The following is a 17,857-nucleotide window of genomic DNA, read 5'->3' on the forward strand; positions in this document are numbered from 1 at the left end:
CTACAGTCTTTCCTTCATCTTGTCCTTCATCAGCGCCTCCGCGGCTGCGCCGTCGCACCGTCCCGTTTCCAGGAAATGCGCGGCGGCCGCCGTGCCGAAGACCAGCGCCGCGCCAAACCGGCCTCCGCGCCTGATGGCTGCGGCAAGGCCGGCCAGAAACACATCGCCTGCGCCGGTCGTATTGCGTGGCGTCACCCTGAACGCACCGACGCGGTGAACCGCATCGCCGTCGATAGCGACCAGCCCGTCGGAGCCGAGGGTGACGACCGCCTTGCGGCTGCCATCGGCGGCGAGCAAGCGCGCCAGCTCTTCAGCGGCCTCATCGATCGGCCGTTCATTGCCGCTGCGCGCCATCCACGCTTCCAAAACCTGCCGGTTGGTGACGACCAGCGAGGCGAAGGGAAGGATGTTTTCCATCGCCTGCCAGCCCCAGCGCTCGATTTCCGGCAGTTCGAGATCAATCAACCGGTCGATGCCCTTTTCCGCGGCGCGGTCGAACATGCGGGCCACGGCCTCCGGATGGAAGAAATTGGACACGACCGTGTCATCTGTCTGCAGCGTCACCGCGTCGCCGATCACCGCCAGCGTTTCGACGGGCACCGGATCAATCAGGATCGCCTTCTCGCCCGTGCGGTCGACGATGATGGTGGCGGATGCGGTTGCACTGTCGGCCTTGACGTCAACGGCCTCGGTGCTCATGTCGCGTTCGGCGAGCCACTGCATCAGGATCGCGCCCTCGCCGTCATCGCCGATGATCGACACCAGCCGGGCATCCTCGCCGAGCCGGCTCAGCGCCCAGGCGCAATTCAGCGGCGGACCGCCGGCGCGTTCTTCCTTTTTCTTGATGAAGGCCTTTTCATCATGGCCGGGCAGGTCGTCGACCGTGAGCACCCGGTCGAGGACGAGCGGGCCGAGACAATAGACGGCGCCGCTCATGGAAGCGCCACCTTCGCGCCGGTTAAGGGATCAAACAGCAGCGGCTCGGCCTCATCAATGCGGATATGCACCGCCTTGCCGAATGCCGGCGGGCGCGCTCGCGTCGGCACTGCAATACGATGTTCACCGAGCGCAACATGCACCAGCCAGGAGCCGCCGATATACTCGCTGGAATGCACCTCACCGGTGATCGTCAGCGGACCGGGTTCATCGGCGAAGGAGAGCCGGTCGGAGCGGAGCCCCAGTAGCACCGGCTTGCCCTCTTGCATCGCGATTGCGGCGGCGAGAGACCTGGATGGGGTGAAGACCGTGCCGCCAATGCCGTAGCCCCTGGCCGTCCTTTCCACCGGCAACAGGATCGCCGGCGGGCTGCCGACAAAGGTTGCCACAAAAGCCGATGCGGGGTGCTCGTAGATCATTTCGGGCGTGTCGTGCTGCAGCACATAGCCATCGGCCATCACCGCCACGCGGTCGGCCATGCTCATCGCCTCTTCCTGGTCGTGGGTGACCATCACCGTGGTGAGCCCGATGCGTTCATGCAACTCGCGGATATCGACGCGCACGCTTTTTCTGAGCACCGCATCGAGATTGGAGAGCGGCTCGTCAAGCAGCAGCAGTTTCGGGCGGATCACCAGCGCGCGGGCAAGGGCAACGCGCTGCTGCTGGCCGCCGGAGAGCGCGTTGGGCATGCGGGCGGAAAGCCCGTCAAGCTTGACGAGATCGAGCGCCTCCGCCACGCGCCGATCGGCTTCGTCTCCCCTGATGCCGCGCATATCGAGACCGAAACGGATATTGGCGTCGACCGTCATGTGCGGAAACAGCGCATAGGACTGGAAGACGATGCCGATATCGCGCCTGTAGGTGGGGATCGCGTCCAGCCCCTCGCCCGCCAGGGCCATCTGCCCTTCGGTGGCCTTTTCAAGACCGGCGATGATCTTCAGGAGCGTGGTCTTGCCGCAGCCGGAGGGGCCAAGCAGTGCCAGGAACTCGCCCTTGCGCACATTGAGCGACACACTCTTCAGCGCCGGCTCGCCGCTGCCATACTTTTTCATCGCCTTCTGGATCACCAGATGGTCTGGTGCGCGTGTCTCAGGCATCAGTGTCCTCCCGGAAAAGGCGCGCAAGGGCGGAAAGGCCGACCGTGATCGCCGCCGTCTGGCCGGAGCCCGACTTGTGCAAATCGCCGGTCACCACATTGTCGCCGACCGAGCAGACCGCGCCGCCGCGACGGCCGTAAAGGCTGCAGAGCGTCAGGATCGCGGCGGCCTCTCGGTCCGTGTTGAGCACGCCGGCGCGGCACCAGTAATCGATGATCTGCTTGTGGTCGTCCTGCAGATAGCCGCCCGGCCCCGGCTTGCCCCAGCCGCAATACTCGCTGTCGCCCGAACGGGTGATGCCGATGTGATAGGGATGGCCGATCTCATAGGCCGCCGCCTTCATCGCGCCGACCACCTGCCAGTCGGCAACCGCCGGATATTCGGCACGCACATGGGCTTTCGTCATGCCCTCGTCGCGCACCGCGCCGGAGGAGATGACGATATCGCCGACGCCGACCTTCGGGCTCCACGCGCCGCAGCCACCAATGCGGATGACGGTGGTGCAATCGGTGAAATTAAACAGGTCCATCAACGCAAGCTCCGCCTCGGGCGAGCCGGAGCCGCCGGAAACGATCGAGACCGGAGCATCTTGATAGGTGCCGGTCACCGTGGTGAAGAGGCCGGTCCTGGCTGCGACTTCGCCATTGTCGAGAGCGGCGGCGAGGGAATCCTCCTCCGCGCCGTCACCGACGACCAGCGGATCCTTGACGGCGAGCACCACGTAAGGGGCGATGCGGTCGCGCTTGAAGCCGGTGAGCAGCGGCACGCCGTCGCGCACGAAATGCGGCATGGTTTTGAGGTAGCGGTATTCTTCGGACATTGTTCTTTCTTTCTCAAAGACGGCGTGACCATTTGAACATGAATTCGCCGATCAGCGCGGCGACAAGGATGAAGGCGACGATCGCCGATCCGATGGCAAGCGTGATCGGATCGATGCCCTGGCTGCGAAGCTGGGCGTAGAGCCGCACCGGAAAGGTGATCCAGCGCGCGCCCGCAATCAGCGAGGAAACGATCACATCGTTGAAGGAGATCAGCACAGAGAAGGCAGCGGAAGAGACAAGTCCCGGCATGGCAAGCGGCAGGGTGACGCGCCGGACAACGCGGCCGGGTGAGGCACCGAGCGTGGCGGCGGCCTGTTCCAGCAGCGGATCGAGATCGGCAAAGGTCGAGACCATGATGCGCACGGAAAAGGGCATGGTGATCACCGCATGGGCAAGCACCAGCGCCGGCAGCGTGCCGGACATGCCAAGGCGCGAATAGATCTGCAGAAGCGCGATCGCCCAGACGATCAGCGGCAGCACCAGCGGCGTCATCAGGATCGCTTCGACGATCCGTCCGCCGGCAGGCCTGTAACGTACCAGCGCAAAGGCCGCCATTGCGCCGAAGAGGACGGCGATGAAGCCCGCAAGCAAGGCGACCAGCACCGAGACCGACAGCGCGCTTTTGTATTCCCGGCTTTCCAACGCTGCCTCGTACCAGCGCAGCGAATAGGAATTGGGCGGAAAGCGGAAGAAGCTCGCATCGTCGAAGGAGGCAAAGACCAGCACCGCGATCGGCGCCAGAAGGAAGACGAAGGCAAGGACGGTCCAGACAAAACGGGCCGAAACGGCAAAGCCATAGGTTTTCATGCGGGCCTCCGGGCGAGCAATTTCGCGGCGAACGAGCCGATGGCGAGGCCAAGCCCGAGAATGGCCAGCATGACCACCGCGATGGCCGAGGCAAACGGCCAGTCAAGCACCAGCGAGGCCTGCTGATAGGCCATGGTGCCGAAGGTCGCGATCTTGCCCTGGCCGAGAATCTGCGGCGTTACGAAGGAGGTGAGCGAGGCGCAGAACACCAGCACCGAACCTGCGATGATGCCCGGCGCGATCAGCGGCAGGATGACCCGGCGCCAGACGATGAGTGTCGGCGCGCCAAGCGTTTCGGCCGCCGCCTCCACATCCTTCGGCAGGCGGGAGAGCGCATTGACGAGCGGCAGCAGCATCAGCGGCAGGAAGGCCTGCACCAGCCCGATGATGACGCCCGGCGTCGTGCCGAGAAACTTGACACTGCGGGTGATCAGCCCGAGGTCCTTCAGGATGGAGTTGATGACGCCGAGGGGCCCCAGAAGATGCAGCATGCCGAGCGTGGGCAGAAGCGCGCCGGAGACGAGCGGCACCAGAATGAGCGCCAGCAGCAGGCCCTTGGCGCGACCGGCGCTGACGGCGATCTGGCGCGCCATCGGCAGTGCGATCACAAGAGAAATCGCGGTTGCCGCTGCGCTCATCCAGATTGTGCGGAAGAACACCTCGGCGAAGTATGTATCGGACACCAGCCTGGCGTAATTGGCCGCAGAAAAACCTTCCGCCATCAACAGCGAGCCTTCCCCCTGCAGCCTGAAACTGGTGACCAACAGCCACAGGAAGGGAAGCAGAAAGACGACGCCCGACAGGACAAGTGCCGGCATCAGCAGCATGAGCGCCCGTTTGTTCATGGAAATCACATCTACCGGATTGCAGCATCACCGAAATGGTGAACGCCGCCGCGCCGGTTTCGGCGCGGCGGCAATGATCGCGATGCTTACTGTTCGAGCAGTTCCTTGTTCCAGCGCTGGGTCCAGTCGCTGCGCTGTTCGATGACGTAGGGCCAGTCGAGCTGCACAAGGCTCTCGACCTCTTCCGGCGTGTCGATCACGTCAGCCGAGGCTGCTTCCGAGAGTTCGACCTCGGAATTGGTCGGGCCGAAGAAGATCTGCTCGGCATAATCCGTCTGGTTTTTCACGCCGAGCGCCTTTTCGGCGAACATCCTGGCAAGTTCCGGCTCGGGGCTGTCTTTCACCAGGCACAGCATGTCGCGCACCAGAACCGGGCCGGGATCAGTCGGGAAGGAGAAGCCGATATCGGGATGTTCCTTCAGAGCGGAAAGCACGTAGCCGGAAATCATCGGGGCCATCGCCACTTCGCCGGCATCCATCATGGCGAAGATTTCATCGAGATTGGTATAGGTCATCGCAATCGGCTTCAGGCCCTGAAGCTTTTCGAAAGCGGCATCGGGATCATGCTCGTCGGCGCCGGCAAGGCGTGCCGCGACCCCGATCAGGCCGTCGCCTTCCGAGCCCGGATACTGGGCAACGGCGATCATGCCGTTATATTCCGGGTCCCACATGTCTTCCCATTCCGGGGCTTCCGGAACGATGTTCTTGTTATAGGCGATGCCGAGGCCGACCAGCGACATGGCGTAGCAGCCATTGTTCATGCCGTCCCAGATGGCCTTGTACATGTCGCTTTCCGGGTCCGGCGGCAGCACGATGCCATCGGAAAGCGCCTGCGGGGCCTCGTACATATTGAGGAATGCGACATCCATGGTCGGATTGTCCTTTTCCGCATAGATGCGGGCCATGCGGTCGCCCGTGCCGCCGAGAACGAATTCGACGGAAGCGCCGGTTTCCTCTTCGATCGGCTCGGCGACATTTTCGCGCAGCAGGCGTTCGATATCGCCGCCCCAAACGCCGACGACCAGCGTGTGGCCGGAATAATCGTCAGCGGCAAAGGCGCCGGCGGCCGGCAAAGCGATGGCGCCGGCAAGAAGGGCTGTGGTCAGTTTCTTCAGCATGATGTTCCAATTCCCCTTGTTTGTCTGTTTGGCTGGAACCCGGATCGCGGCAATGTGAACCGCTTGCCGGATATCAAGAAGAGGTCCGCGGAAGACCGGCTCTCTTGAGACCAATTAAACGGCAGGAATCGACCATTCATAAGCCCCCCGACGCCAATAGACTCTATTGGCGCCCGCTAATGGCTTCGGGCGAAGTTTCACTTGATGGACGGGGTGTGAATTCGCTTATCTCTCTGGCAACCCGGCGCAACAATCTCCTGAACCACTGATTGCCGGGCGAGAGATGCGACCGTTCATGCCACAGCGTATAAAAGCTCATCCGGGCCAGTTCCTCCGGCGCGCCGACAATCGAAAAGCCGCCCGACTGCGCCATCTGCTCGGCAAAGGGTCGACTGCTGGTGAACACCAGATCGGTGCGCGCCAGCATGTGCGGCACCAGCGTGAATTCGGCAACCGACATGGCGATCTCGCGCTTGGCATCGAGTTGGGCAAGCTGTCCGTCAATGGGACTGATGGCCGGGCTCGTATGCGGCGTCGGCGAGAGATGGTCGAGGCTCAGATATTCCTGAAGGTCGATCCGTCTGCGCCCGGCGAGCGGATGCTCGTTGCGCATCACGAGAACAATGTCGGTCTCAAGCAGCGGCGCGAACCGCAGATAGTCGCGCGGCATCGGCCAGTTGCCGATCACAAGATCGAGCTTGCCCTCCTCCAGCTCGGTGAATATCCGCGATTCCTCGGGAATAGCGCAGAAATCGAGCGGCATGTTGGGCGCTTCGCGGCGCACGAGTTCGCCGATGCGCGGCATGAAGAAGGTTCCGAGGCAATTGGCCGCGTAAACGCGGAAGCGGCGGTTGTAGCTTGCCGGATCGAACGTATCCTCGGAGATGGCGAGCGCGTCGATCTCGCGCAGGATATTGGAGACCTGGGCGCGGATCGCAATACCCTTTTCCGTCGGGATCAGCTTCACGCCGGACCGCACGAGAAGTGGATCACCGAGAATTTCCCGCAACCGCTTGAGCGCGAGCGAAACGGAAGGCTGGCTCTGTCCGAGTATCGTGGCGGCTTTCGACACGCTGCACTCGTCGAGCAGCACGTCGAGAATGCGCATCAGGCGCAGGTCGAGACCGTGGTCTCCGGCTGGTGTGGCCAAAACGCTGTTCCTTTCACAAGGTTTCCGTCTGGCCGGATCGCTCCCACCACAAGCGGCCCGACCGGCGCAATTTCATCCCCGGCAAATACCCAAGCAATTTTCATGCCGCCTCACCAGAAGCGGCAATCAAACGGAGTAAAGCATGGCAATCCTGATCAAGAACGGCCTCGTCATCAACCAGAAGACCGGCGCACACAGCTTTGCGACCGGCGATGTGCTGATCGACGGTGACCGGATAATAGGCAAAGGCGGTGATCTTTCGGCACGCGCCGCCGCCTTTCAGGATATTCAGGTGATTGACGCTTCCGACAAGCTGGTCATGCCGGGCTTCATCGATGCCCACATGCATTCCAATGAAGGCTTCGAGATGGGCCGCTATGACAATCTGCCGCTCGAAATCTGGCTGTCGGAAGTCTATCCGCCCTTCGGCTCGCCGACGATGACATGGCGCGAGCATTATCTGCGCGCCATGCTGGTCGCGATCATCTCGCTGCGCTCGGGCGTCACCACGCTGCAGGACGATGTGATCAACATCTCAGGCACGCCGGAAGCGGTCGACGCAACCGCGAGCGCCTTCCGTGACGCAGGCCTGCGCGGCTGGATCACCGCCTCCATGTGGGATGAAAGCTATTGCAACAGCCTGCCCTTTGTCGGCGATCTCGTGCCAGCCGAAATGAAGGCGCGGCTCGATGCCATGCCCGCGCCGGACTGGAAGGCGCAGATCGAACTGTTCGAGGAATTGTCCGGCAAGTGGCACGGCAAGGACAATATGCGCATCATTCTCGGCCCGTGCGGCCCGCAACGTTGCTCGGAGAAACTGCTGCAGGAAGTGGCAAGCCTTTCCGAGGCGCGCGACCTGCCGGTCCATTGCCATGTACTGGAAACCAAGACCCAGGCCGTGACCGGCGAGGAGAAATATGGCCGCACGCTGGTGCAATTCCTGAAGGACATGGGCCTGATGACCCATCGGCTGACCATGAACCACGCAATCTGGCTGACCGACGAAGACATCGCCATGATGGGCGATGCCCGCTGCTCGACGACGCATAATCCGCTGGCAAACCTGAAGCTCGGTTCCGGCGTTTCGCCGGTACGGCGGATGATGAATGCCGGCGTCAATGTCGCGCTCGGCTGCGATGGCGTGGCGTCGGCCGATACCGCCGATATCTTCGTGGCCTTCAAGGCGGCCGCCGGCCTGCACAAGATCGGCACATTCGAATACAATGACTGGATCTCGGCCCATGAGGTCTATGACATGGCAACCACGTCTGCCGCGCGCTCCAGCCTTATGGAAAAGGAGGTCGGCACGCTTGAGGAAGGCATGCTCGCCGACGTGATCCTGATGGACAAGACCGACTGGGGCTTCATGCCGCTGCATGACCCGATCAAGAAGATCGCCTTCTCGGTCAATTCCGATGTCGTTACCCATTCGATCGTCGGCGGCAAGCTGGTGATGGAGGATCGCAAGCTCACAAGAATAAACGAGAACGATCTGCGCGGGGAAATCGCCGAAGCGGCGGCAAAATTCGAGCGTGACCACTGCCCGGAAATGAGCAAGGGCGCCGCCGAAGTTCGGCCCTATCTCGACCAGATGTACGACACGGCGATCACGCGCGAAATCGGCCTTTATCCGCGCGTGGAGGCGTAGGGACAAGGAGATCGCCATGGCCTCCGTCGCCATCATCGGCGCGTCCGGCATGATTGGCCGTGCGCTTGCCGAAACGCTGATTGCACGCGGCGCGCTCGGTCGGGAGCGGCTTGACGCGCTCGTCCTCTCCGATATCCGAAAAAGCGATATCGAAGGGGAGGCCACGCATTGGGTGACGGGCGATGCGGCGGATTTCGGGACGATCGGAGAGGTGATAGCCGCCCGTCCGGACGTGATTTTCCACGTGGCCGCCACCGCCATGGGCCAGGCCGACAGCAATTTCGCCATCGGCTATCACATCAACTTCGATACCGTGCGGGCAACCGTCGAGGCGATCCGGCTTGCCGGCGATGACTATTGCCCGCGCCTAGTCCACGCCTCCTCGATCGGGGTCTATGGCGCCCCCTTCCCGGCCCTCATCGATGATGCAGCTAGGCCCTGGCCGGACAGTTCCTACGGCATGCAGAAGCTGATGAGCGAGGCAATCATTGCCGATTATTCGCGCATGGGCTTTGTCGACGGCATCTGCCTGCGCCTGCCGACAATTGCGGTGAGGCCCGGCGAAGCCACCCACGGCAATTCCGGCTTCTTTTCCAACATCATCCGCGAACCGCTGGAAGGACGCCGCGCGCTTCTGCCTGCTTCCGACGATGTGCGCCATTGGCTGGCCTCGCCGGAAACGGCGGTTGCCCAGCTCATCCACGCGGCAAATATCGAGGGCCCGATCCCCGCGTATGCGCGGGCGCTGGCGATGCCCGGCGTCTCGCTGACGGTCGAGGCGCTGCTTGCCGCGCTCGCAGAACGGGCAGGTGACGACATCTTGTCGCTGATCGACCGTACGGATCCACCACTTTATGGACCGCAGGATTTTCCCGCCTGTTTTACAGCCGAGACAGCCCGAAACCTTGGATTTCCACTGCTGGAGGAAAAGCCCGCGGATTTCATAGACGGATTTCTGCGCAAACGCTTTCCGGCCTGAGAAAGGTCAGTCCACAAGCGCCAGGCCATCGGCGCGGGGATCGGCGGCGGCTTCCATCAACCCGTTTTCGTGCAGCACGACTGCGCCTGCGTGACCGGCGGCATCGCTGTAGGCAGGAAGCATCTCGACATCGTGGCCGGCCTCTTTCAACGCCGTCACGAGTGCCGGGTCAAACCGGTCCTCAAGCTTCAGCGTCGTGGTCTCCTCCCCCCAGGTGCGGCCGAGCAACCAGCGCGGCGCGGTAACGGCGGCCTGCAGATCCTGGCCGAACTGCACATGGCGCGAGAACACGGCGGCCTGTGTCTGCGGCTGGCCCTCGCCGCCCATCGTACCATAGGCCATCACGCGGCCATCCTTCAGATGCGCAAGCGCGGGGTTCAGGGTGTGGAACGGGCGTTTTCCAGGCGCAAGCTGGTTGGGGCCGGGCGAAAGCGAGAAGCCGGCGCCGCGGTTCTGGAAGAACACGCCGGTCTCGGGACAGGTGAGGCCGGAGCCGAATTCCCAGTAGACGCTCTGGATAAAGGAGACGACATTGCCGTAGCGGTCGGCGGCCCCCATCCAGATCGTGTCACCCTCAGCAGGCTCATAGGGCCATGGCAGCGCGGTGTTCATGTCGATCCTGCCGGCAAGCGCATCGAGCCGGTCATCGGCAAGCCAGCCTTGCGCGGGTTCGGCCATGAAATCCGGATCGCCGAGCCCGGCATTGCGAATGATGAAGGCCCGTTTGGTGGCTTCGATCAGGCCATGAAGGTGTTCGAAGCCTTCGCCCTTTGCGACCCCGAGCCGATCGAACAAAGCCAGGATCATCAGCGAGGCGACCCCTTGGGTCGGCGGGATCATGTTCATCAGCCTGCCATGCGCGGTCTCGACATGAAGCGGGTCGACCATGCGCGCCTGATAGGCGGAGAAATCCTGGAAGCGCAGCGGAGAGCCGGTTTCTTCAAGGAAGGCAGCGTGCGTGCGGGCGAGTTTACCGGAATAATAGGAAGATAATCCTTCCGCCGCGAGCCTGCGCAATGTCGCCGCCAACGGCTTCTGGCAAAGCCGCGCCCCGGTCCTGGGAACCTCGCCATCGATGAGGAATGTCTCGGCAAAGCCCGCAACATCGCGCAGGCCTTCAAGTTTTTCAGCCGTGCACAAAGACTGGTTACCGGTCACCGCAATGCCGCTTTCGGCATAACCGATCGCCGAAGAAAGAAGCGTTCCGAGCGGAAGGCGCTTTTCTTCCGGCACCAAAGACAGCGCCTTTTCCCAGCCGCCAACCGTTCCCGGAACCGTGAGGGCGGCAAGGGCCCCGCGCGTCGGCATGGCCGTGGCAAAACCACGTTCGACATACCAATCAGGCGTTGCCAGACGGGCTGCCTGCCCACAGGCGGAAATGCCCGTTACCTCGTGGCCCGGTCGGTGGATCAACCAGAAGCCGTCGCCGCCAATGCCGTTCATATGCGGATAGGTGACCGCAATCGTGGCCGCCGCGGAGACCATGGCCTCCATGGCCGTTCCGCCGGACTGCAGAATGTCGCGGCCTGCCAGGGCCGCTGCACGGTGCGGTGCGGAAAACGCCCCGTCAAAGCCTTTCGCGGTATGAAGCATGATATCCTCAGAAGAAGCGTTTCGCCGTCTCGATCAGCAGCCTGTCGCTGCCGGGTGCCGCGACCAGCGAAAGCCCGAGCGGCGAGCCCTGACTGGCTGCAAGCGGAATGGACATTTGCGGCAGGCCGCCATGGCCGGCGATCGCCAGCATCGAAAGGGCGCGATTGCGGAAGGTCTCGACAATGTCATTGCCGTCGGTCAGAAGCGGCGCGGGGCCCGGCGAGGTCGGGTAGACCATGATGGTGCCCGGCGACAACACCCTGCCGAGATGCGCGCGGAACGCGGCGCGCTTCGTCTTCGCCGCCTCGAATTCCTCCGCCGTGATCTTCGCCGCCATGGCGAAACGGTCGCGGATGCCGGGGCCGAATTCCGGCTCGCGCCTTTCGATCCAGGGCCCGAAATGCTGCCACACCTCATAGCCCTGATGGGTGCGGAAAACCGGCAGCAGCTCCTTCAGATCGCCGCCCGGAAGCAGCGGACTGTCGTTGCGGTCGCCCTTCGGCAGCGCCGATTTCAGGGCCGCCGCCGCTTCATCCTCGCACAGCCGCCAGACATCGGCGGGATAGACCAGCCGGACATCCTCATCAACGCCTTGTCCGCCGGCGAAGATTTCGCCAAGCATCTCCAGCGTTTCCAGATCGCGGGTCAGAAAGCCCGGCACGTCGTAGCTTTCTGCGAGCGGCAAAAGCCCCTCGCCCGACACCAGTCCATGCGTCGGACGCCAGCCGAACAGCCCGCAGAAGGAGGCCGGCAGGCGCACCGAACCGCCGGTATCGGAGCCAAGCCCGATATCGGCGAGCCCCGAGGCGACGGCCGAGGCCGATCCGGAGGAGGAGCCGCCCGGAACGCGCGAGGGCGCTGCCGGATTTTCCGGCGTGCCGAACCGGGCGTTCACCCCCATCAGGCTATAGGCGAGCTCGTCCATATGGACCTTGCCGACAAGAGCCGCGCCATTATCGAGAAGGGTCTGCACGGCAGATGCATGATGCGCTGCCGCGGCCTGATCCTCCGCCCATTCGGGATTGCCGCCGCCGGTGATCTTGTTCGCAACGTCGAAATTGTCCTTCACCGCGACGGAAAGCCCGGACAGCAGGTTGGAAGCCGGCGTCTCCCGGGCGATAGGAGGTTCGAAACGTTCGACAAAGGGACCGATGGATTGCGTCATGAAACATGCCCGATAACGGAGGAAGAATGGAGGGAGCATGCACGCGCGGCGGTGAAAACGCAACGCGAAGTGCAGGCCCGGAATTGCAGGGCCTGCGCCCGGCAATCGGCTTCAATGGGTATTGCCCATCAGCGAGACATGGGCGGCGGCGACCTTCCAGCCGGAGGCCGTGCGGATCCAGGTCTGGCTCTGGCGACCGCGAACGGCAGCGCCGGGCCGCTGGAACTCGAGATCGCACACCGCGCAGTCCCTGCCGAAGGTCGTGATCTGGCGGCGAATGACATCGCGTTGCGGCGAACCGCCTGAACGGCCCTTGCGGAAGTCGCGGATTTCGGAAATGCCATAGAGATTCTCGCCGACGCCATAGCGCAACGTCTGCTCGCTTTCCCAGAACAGCGCATCCAGCGTATCGAGATCGTTTTCCATCAGCGCCTTTTCGTAAAGGTCGCAGAGTTTGGTGACCTCCTCCAGAACGTCGGGAAGGTTGACGGGCTGAACGGCTGCGTCCTTGTCTTGCTGTGTCATGCATCTACTCAAGAAAGGCCGGCGACGATATCATCCGAGGAACAGACGAAGCCGAAGCACTGGCGGGTGTTGTAAAGTGTGGCGTCCATGCAGAATTGCGGCGAGGTGGTTGCCGAACAATCCTCGACCAGAATGCAGTCATAGCCGAGGAAGCTCGCATCCTGCAAAGTGCAGAGCACGCACTGGTCGGCATTGACGCCGGCAAAGAGCACGGTGGTGACGCCGAGATTGCGCAGTACGCTGTCGAGTTCGGTATCCTGAAAGCCGGACATGCGGAACTTGTCGACAGCAATATCGGTTTCCGCGATCTCCAGCTCGTCGATCACGGCTGCGGCCCAGCTTCCCTTCTCCAGAACATGCGCGCCATTGGGCAAGGGATCGCCAATGCCTGTTTCCCGGCCCGTGGGCTTGTAGACATGCAGTGTGGAGGGCGGCAGGTTGGCCCTGTCCGGGCGGTTGCCCCAGTTGAGCCAGATCACCGGAACTTCGGCGTCACGAAGGCCGGGCAGCAGGCGCTTGAGCGGTTCGATCGGCGTTCGGGCCGGAGACACATCGACCCCGATGCCGGCAAGCCAGCCATCGGGATGGCAGAAATCATTCTGCATATCGACGACGATGATGGCCGTGCGGTTGAGATCGAGAACAACTTCGCGGTCGCCATCCTTCACCGCAAGCGGACGCGGCGCGGGTTGTGGCCGGATCAGATCGACCCGGCCTGCACTGACCTGCCAGCGGTTCAGCCGCGAGGGGCCGAGCGGCAGGGCATCGGCGTCTTCCTGCATCAGGCCGCCTTCCCGGACAGCACCTTCAGGTCTTCGGCGTCAAGCGAGACGCGCTCGCCGGAACGGATGAGCTCGGCAAAATCCTGGTTCGGCGTCATCACCGTCAGCGTGTAAAGCTTGGAGGAGCCGGTATTCTTCACCACATGTTCGGAACCCGGACGCAAAATCAGCGCATCGCCCTTCTTGATCGGCATTTCCTCGCCATCGCTGGAGGCCATGCCCTCGCCTTCGATAACGTAGAAGAACTCGTGCGCGTGGCTGTGCTCGTTCGGGGGCGTCGCGCCGCCGACGGTGAAGATCTCGATGACGAAGATGTTGTCGATCTCATCCTTCTTCGGGTCGAAGAGAATCGCGAAATAATTGGTGTCGGTCGGCGCGATCTTGAAGACTTCGGCCTTTTCGACCTGTTCGAATGCATAGGTGAGCATGGGACCCTCTGGAAATCCTGTCTGAAAATAGGGGCCGGCATGAGCGGCGCGGAGTATTTCAAGGTGGTGGGAGACCTTTAGGGTCCGCTCATGCCGGAACCGAAGGCTGAAACCGCCGCATTGCAGGGGAAAGCGCTTTGCGGCGACGCCTTCAGCATTAGGCCCATGGTGATGCAGTTTTTGTCGCTTTAAAAGCATTTATTTTCGCATAGAATGTTGCCTTTAAGGCAACAAAGGAACCATCCCCATGCTGCACGGTCGCCTGCTCAACTATCTGGACGAGGTCGCGCGCACGGGATCGGTGCGCAAGACGGCCGAGCGGCTCAATGTCTCGGCCTCGGCAATCTCGCGACAGATCGCGGCGCTGGAGGAAGCGCTCGACACGCAATTGTTCGACCGCAGCCGACGGCGGCTGACGCTGACGGCGGCGGGCGAAATCCTCATCGGTCATGTACGCGACACGCTGAAGGGCATGAACCGCGCGGAAGCGATGATGGAAGACCTGAAGGGCCTCAGGCGCGGCGTGGTGACGATCGCGCTGATGAGCGGCCTGGCCGCCAATCTTCTGCCGCGCGCTGTTGGCCGTTTCCAACGCGCCAATCCCGGCATCAGCGTTAGGATGATGCTGATGACCACTGGCGATGATATCCGCAATGCCGTGCGTGCCGGCGAGGCGGATATGGGCCTCGGCTTCGACTTCCCGGCCGATGCCGATGTCAGCGTGCTTGAAATCGCGATCGGCCGGCTGGGCATTGCGGTCGCGCCCGATCACCCGCTGGCGCGTTCCACCAGCGTACGCCTGTCGGAATGCGTCGGCTATCCAGTTGCCGGCGCCGACCAGACCACGGCAATCCGCCCGCATATGGAGCAGGTGTTTTCCCGCGCCAACCTGCAGCTGTCATTCGCGGTGGAGGCGAACTCGATCGAAATGATGCGGCATCTCGCCATGAGCGAAGGTTATCTCACCTTCCTCACGCCCTTCGATATCGCGTTTGAAAGCCGCATGGGCCGGCTCGTCTATGTGCCGGTGCGCGAGTTCCAGTCCGAAACCCAGCAATTGATGCTGATCGGTGGCCGCCGCAATATTTCGGCGATTGCCAGCGTGTTCGTGGAGAATATCAGGACGGTGATGCGGGAGATGGCCGACTGACCGGCGGACCGAAGCCGACCGGTGAGTTTGAAGCATCGGCCGATCATGACTGATCGCCCGATGCTCTTGTCTAACGTGCATAAAGCCTGTCCAGCCGGACGAAGCGGCCGACAATCGCAAGCAGGGCGACGGTCAGCAGGATCAGCACCGAAGAGAGCGCGTGCGCCGTTGGCCTCAGTTCGAACGAGGCTTCGGCGTAAAGGCGCACTGGCAGCGTCGTCAGCCGGGCGGTGGTGAGGAAGCTCGTGACCGTCACCTCGTCGAAGCTCAAGAGGAACCCGACGATCGAGGTGGCGAAAAGGCCGGGCGCCAACCCCGGCACGATCACCAGCAGGAAGCGCTTCCAGGCGTTGGCTCCGAGACTGGCGGCGGCCTCTTCCTGCGCCTCGTCCAGCCCGATCACCGATGCCGTCAGAAGCGTGATGGCAAAGGGCAGGATGACCACGACATGGATCGCCACCAGCCCGATGAAGGGCGGCACGGCCACATAGATCTGCAACAGCTTCAACATGCCGACGCCAAGCGCCACATGCGGCAGCGTGAGCGGCAGCAGCCAGAAGGCGAGCAGCGCCGAACGCCCCCGAAACGGGAAGCGGGCCAGCGCGAAGGCCGCCGGCACGGCGATGATCAGCGATACGGCAAGGGCCGCAAGCGCCACCTTGACCGAGACGATGAAGGAATCCGTGTAATAACCGGAGACGAAAACCTCGTGATACCAGCGCAGCGTGAAGCCGCGGAAGCCTGCGGCGGTGGCCAGTTCGACATCGTTGAAGCTCTGCACGAATACGAGACCGAGGGGCAGCAGAAGCAGGATCACGGCGGCGGCAAACAGCAGCCAGGACAGGATGGGGCCGGCGAAATTGACGGCGGGCTCGACAAAGCGCGGCAGCGCGATCGGTCGGCTCTTGCCGCCGTAACGCCAGGTCATCAACCGGTTGAGCGCGAGCGTTGCCAGCACGGCGAAAAGCAGGCCGGTGACGGTCATCACCAGCGCAAGGGCTGCGGCAAGCGAAGTGTTGAGGTTGTGCATGGCTTCCTGAAGCACCAGCATGCCGGTGGTCCAGACCTTCTTGCCGCCCAGCATGGTGGCCGAGACATAGGAGGTCGATGACAGCAGGAAGACCACGATCGTGCCGGATTTCAGCCCCGGCAGGGAAAGCGGAAGGTCAACCGTGAGGAAGCGGATCGCGGGCGAGGCGCCGAGACTTTCAGCCGCCTCGTGCACGCGCGGCGATGTGTTCTGCAGATTGTCGTAGAGCGCCAGCACCATGAAGGGCATATAGACTTGGGTGAGCGCCACGATCACCGCGCCATGGTTGAACAGCATGGTCTTGACGGGCGGAATGCCGAACCAGCCGGTGACGATGTTGATGAGCCCTTCGGGCGACAGCAGGAGAATGATGCCGAGCGAGCGCACGACCACATTGGTCAGAAGCGGAATGAGGACGATGGCAAAGGCGAAGGCGCGGTATTTGCCGGGCATGCGCGACAGCCAGTAGGCCACGGGATAGCCGAGCAACGCGGAGACAAGGGTCACAGCGAGCGAAAGCCAGATCGTCTCGAACACCACCCGATAGTAGAAGCCGTCGGAGGCGATATCGATGAACTGCTGCAGCGAGGGCGTCTGGATCAGCGGCCCGAACGGGTCGGAATATTCATGCAGGGACAGGAATATAACCGCGACAAGCGGCGCGGCGAAAGCGATCAGGAGCCATATGGTGACCGGCGCTGAAAGCGCCGGTCCGAGCCATTTCCTCATCCGGCGATCTCCCGGTCGTAGATGGACTGCCATTTGTTGCGGTTGCCGTTGATGTAATCCCAGTCGAAGTCGACGAGCGTATCGATCTGGTCGGGCATGATCAGCTTGCTCTGGATGTCTGCCGGGATATCGGCATTGGTGACCGTCGGGGAGTAGTAGATTTCCTTGGCATAGGCCTGCATGACTTCCGGCGACAGGTGCAGGTTGACCCATTCTTCCGCGAGCTTCTGGTTCTTGGTGCCCTCGGTGATGCAGGCAACGTTCATCGCCAGCGCCTTGCCTTCTTCCGGATCGGCCAGCGCGAAATCGGGATTGCGTTCCTCGATGTATTTTTCGCAGAAGCTGCCGAACTCGACCGAAAGGTCGGCGATATCCTGATCGAACATGTCGAAAAGCTGCGCCTGGCTGCCCTGGATGGCGGCAAACGGCTTCAGTTCCTTGACCTTGTCGAAGCCTTCCGGCGCCATCTTGGTCTGATCGCCGAACCAGGAAAGCGTCGACATCATCAGCGCGGAAATGCCTTCGGCGCCAAGGCCGTTCGGCCATGCAATCCGGCCCTGCCATTCCGGCTTCCACATGTCCTTCCACGACGTGATCGGCGCGGATGCCTTGGTCTTGTTATAGACGATGGTGCAGGGGTTGATGGCAACGCCGTAGCCGCCTTTGCGGGCGATCGGGTAGAGATACTGGGCGTTTTCGACCGCATCGGTTGCCGGCTGGGTGACGCCGTCCTTCACCGCCTGACGGCTTTCAAAGATGTTGAGGTAGAGCACGTCGAAGCTCGGACGGCCGCGTTCTGCATAGGCGCGGGCACGGCGCTCGACGGTACCGCCCAGAACATAGGAGATCTTGCAGCCGTATTTGTCGACCAGAACCGGCTCGATATACTCCTTGACGATCTTTTCCTGGGTGCCGCCCCAGATGCCGACGACGAGTTCATCGCCCGGCTTCGGGTTCGGCGTCTGGGCGCGGACGAAGGAATAGGGAGCGGCAAGCGTGGCGGCCCCGCCCAGAATGAGTTTGTTGAAGGAACGTCTCTTGATGTTCATGTCAG

The 17,857-nt window shown here is 62.6% G+C and carries 17 protein-coding genes; 3 read left to right on the forward strand and 14 right to left on the reverse strand.

Annotation, left to right across the window (positions count from 1 at the left end; all coding sequences use genetic code 11):
• From V6766_RS08305 to V6766_RS08335, 7 genes are all read right to left on the reverse strand, one after another.
• Positions 1–936: a carbohydrate kinase family protein gene (locus tag V6766_RS08305; protein WP_448465362.1), complete on the reverse strand. Its 936-nt coding sequence runs from the start codon at positions 934–936 to the stop codon at positions 1–3.
• Positions 933–2,033, reverse strand: a complete 1,101-nt coding sequence (locus tag V6766_RS08310) for an ABC transporter ATP-binding protein (protein ID WP_448465364.1) — start codon at positions 2,031–2,033, stop codon at positions 933–935. Before V6766_RS08310 ends, V6766_RS08305 begins: the two co-directional genes overlap by 4 nt.
• On the reverse strand, positions 2,026–2,853 hold the full coding sequence (locus V6766_RS08315) for a nucleoside phosphorylase (protein WP_448465366.1): 828 nt from the start codon (positions 2,851–2,853) through the stop codon (positions 2,026–2,028). The genes V6766_RS08310 and V6766_RS08315 overlap by 8 nt, the downstream gene beginning before the upstream one ends.
• A gap of 13 nt (positions 2,854–2,866) precedes the next feature.
• Positions 2,867–3,661, reverse strand: a complete 795-nt coding sequence (locus V6766_RS08320; protein ID WP_448465368.1) for an ABC transporter permease — start codon at positions 3,659–3,661, stop codon at positions 2,867–2,869.
• Positions 3,658–4,506 carry an ABC transporter permease gene (locus V6766_RS08325; protein WP_448465370.1) on the reverse strand — a complete coding sequence of 283 codons (849 nt, stop codon included), beginning with the start codon at positions 4,504–4,506 and terminating at the stop codon, positions 3,658–3,660. The genes V6766_RS08320 and V6766_RS08325 overlap by 4 nt, the downstream gene beginning before the upstream one ends.
• 86 nt (positions 4,507–4,592) lie before the next feature.
• Positions 4,593–5,624, reverse strand: a complete 1,032-nt coding sequence (locus V6766_RS08330) for an extracellular solute-binding protein (protein WP_448465372.1) — start codon at positions 5,622–5,624, stop codon at positions 4,593–4,595.
• A gap of 163 nt (positions 5,625–5,787) precedes the next feature.
• Positions 5,788–6,774 carry a LysR family transcriptional regulator gene (locus V6766_RS08335; protein ID WP_448465374.1) on the reverse strand — a complete coding sequence of 329 codons (987 nt, stop codon included), beginning with the start codon at positions 6,772–6,774 and terminating at the stop codon, positions 5,788–5,790.
• Positions 6,775–6,916: 142 nt separating this feature from the next.
• On the opposite strand from V6766_RS08335, the gene V6766_RS08340 reads away from it, so the two are divergent.
• Entirely contained in the window at positions 6,917–8,422 is a 1,506-nt protein-coding gene (locus tag V6766_RS08340) for an amidohydrolase family protein (protein ID WP_448465376.1), read from the forward strand.
• A 16-nt stretch (positions 8,423–8,438) separates the two neighbouring features.
• On the forward strand, positions 8,439–9,401 hold the full coding sequence (locus tag V6766_RS08345) for an NAD-dependent epimerase/dehydratase family protein (RefSeq protein WP_448465378.1): 963 nt from the start codon (positions 8,439–8,441) through the stop codon (positions 9,399–9,401).
• A gap of 6 nt (positions 9,402–9,407) precedes the next feature.
• Here the strand turns inward: V6766_RS08345 and V6766_RS08350 are convergent, their stop codons facing one another.
• From V6766_RS08350 to V6766_RS08370, 5 genes are all read right to left on the reverse strand, one after another.
• Positions 9,408–10,994, reverse strand: coding sequence for a gamma-glutamyltransferase family protein (locus V6766_RS08350; RefSeq protein ID WP_448465380.1), 1,587 nt, complete (start codon positions 10,992–10,994; stop codon positions 9,408–9,410).
• A gap of 7 nt (positions 10,995–11,001) precedes the next feature.
• Entirely contained in the window at positions 11,002–12,159 is a 1,158-nt protein-coding gene (locus tag V6766_RS08355) for an amidase (protein WP_448465382.1), read from the reverse strand.
• Between the two features lie 111 nt (positions 12,160–12,270).
• Positions 12,271–12,684 (reverse strand): oxalurate catabolism protein HpxZ, encoded by a 414-nt coding sequence (gene hpxZ / locus V6766_RS08360; RefSeq protein ID WP_448465384.1) that lies wholly within the window; start codon positions 12,682–12,684, stop codon positions 12,271–12,273.
• An 8-nt stretch (positions 12,685–12,692) separates the two neighbouring features.
• Positions 12,693–13,466 (reverse strand): cysteine hydrolase family protein, encoded by a 774-nt coding sequence (locus V6766_RS08365; protein WP_448465386.1) that lies wholly within the window; start codon positions 13,464–13,466, stop codon positions 12,693–12,695.
• Entirely contained in the window at positions 13,466–13,894 is a 429-nt protein-coding gene (locus V6766_RS08370) for a cupin domain-containing protein (protein WP_448465388.1), read from the reverse strand. The genes V6766_RS08365 and V6766_RS08370 overlap by 1 nt, the downstream gene beginning before the upstream one ends.
• A 247-nt stretch (positions 13,895–14,141) precedes the next feature.
• Here V6766_RS08370 and V6766_RS08375 point away from each other — a divergent pair, with 247 nt between their 5' ends.
• Complete coding sequence (locus V6766_RS08375) at positions 14,142–15,044, forward strand: LysR family transcriptional regulator (protein WP_448465390.1); 903 nt, start codon at positions 14,142–14,144, stop codon at positions 15,042–15,044.
• A 70-nt stretch (positions 15,045–15,114) separates the two neighbouring features.
• On the opposite strand, the gene V6766_RS08380 is transcribed toward V6766_RS08375, so the two are convergent.
• Together V6766_RS08380 and V6766_RS08385 are read right to left on the reverse strand one after the other, a co-directional pair.
• Positions 15,115–16,803, reverse strand: a complete 1,689-nt coding sequence (locus tag V6766_RS08380; RefSeq protein ID WP_448465392.1) for an ABC transporter permease subunit — start codon at positions 16,801–16,803, stop codon at positions 15,115–15,117.
• Positions 16,800–17,852, reverse strand: coding sequence for an ABC transporter substrate-binding protein (locus V6766_RS08385; RefSeq protein ID WP_448465394.1), 1,053 nt, complete (start codon positions 17,850–17,852; stop codon positions 16,800–16,802). The genes V6766_RS08380 and V6766_RS08385 overlap by 4 nt, the downstream gene beginning before the upstream one ends.
• Positions 17,853–17,857: the final 5 nt, after the last annotated feature.

Source organism: Martelella sp. AMO21009, from assembly GCF_053484295.1.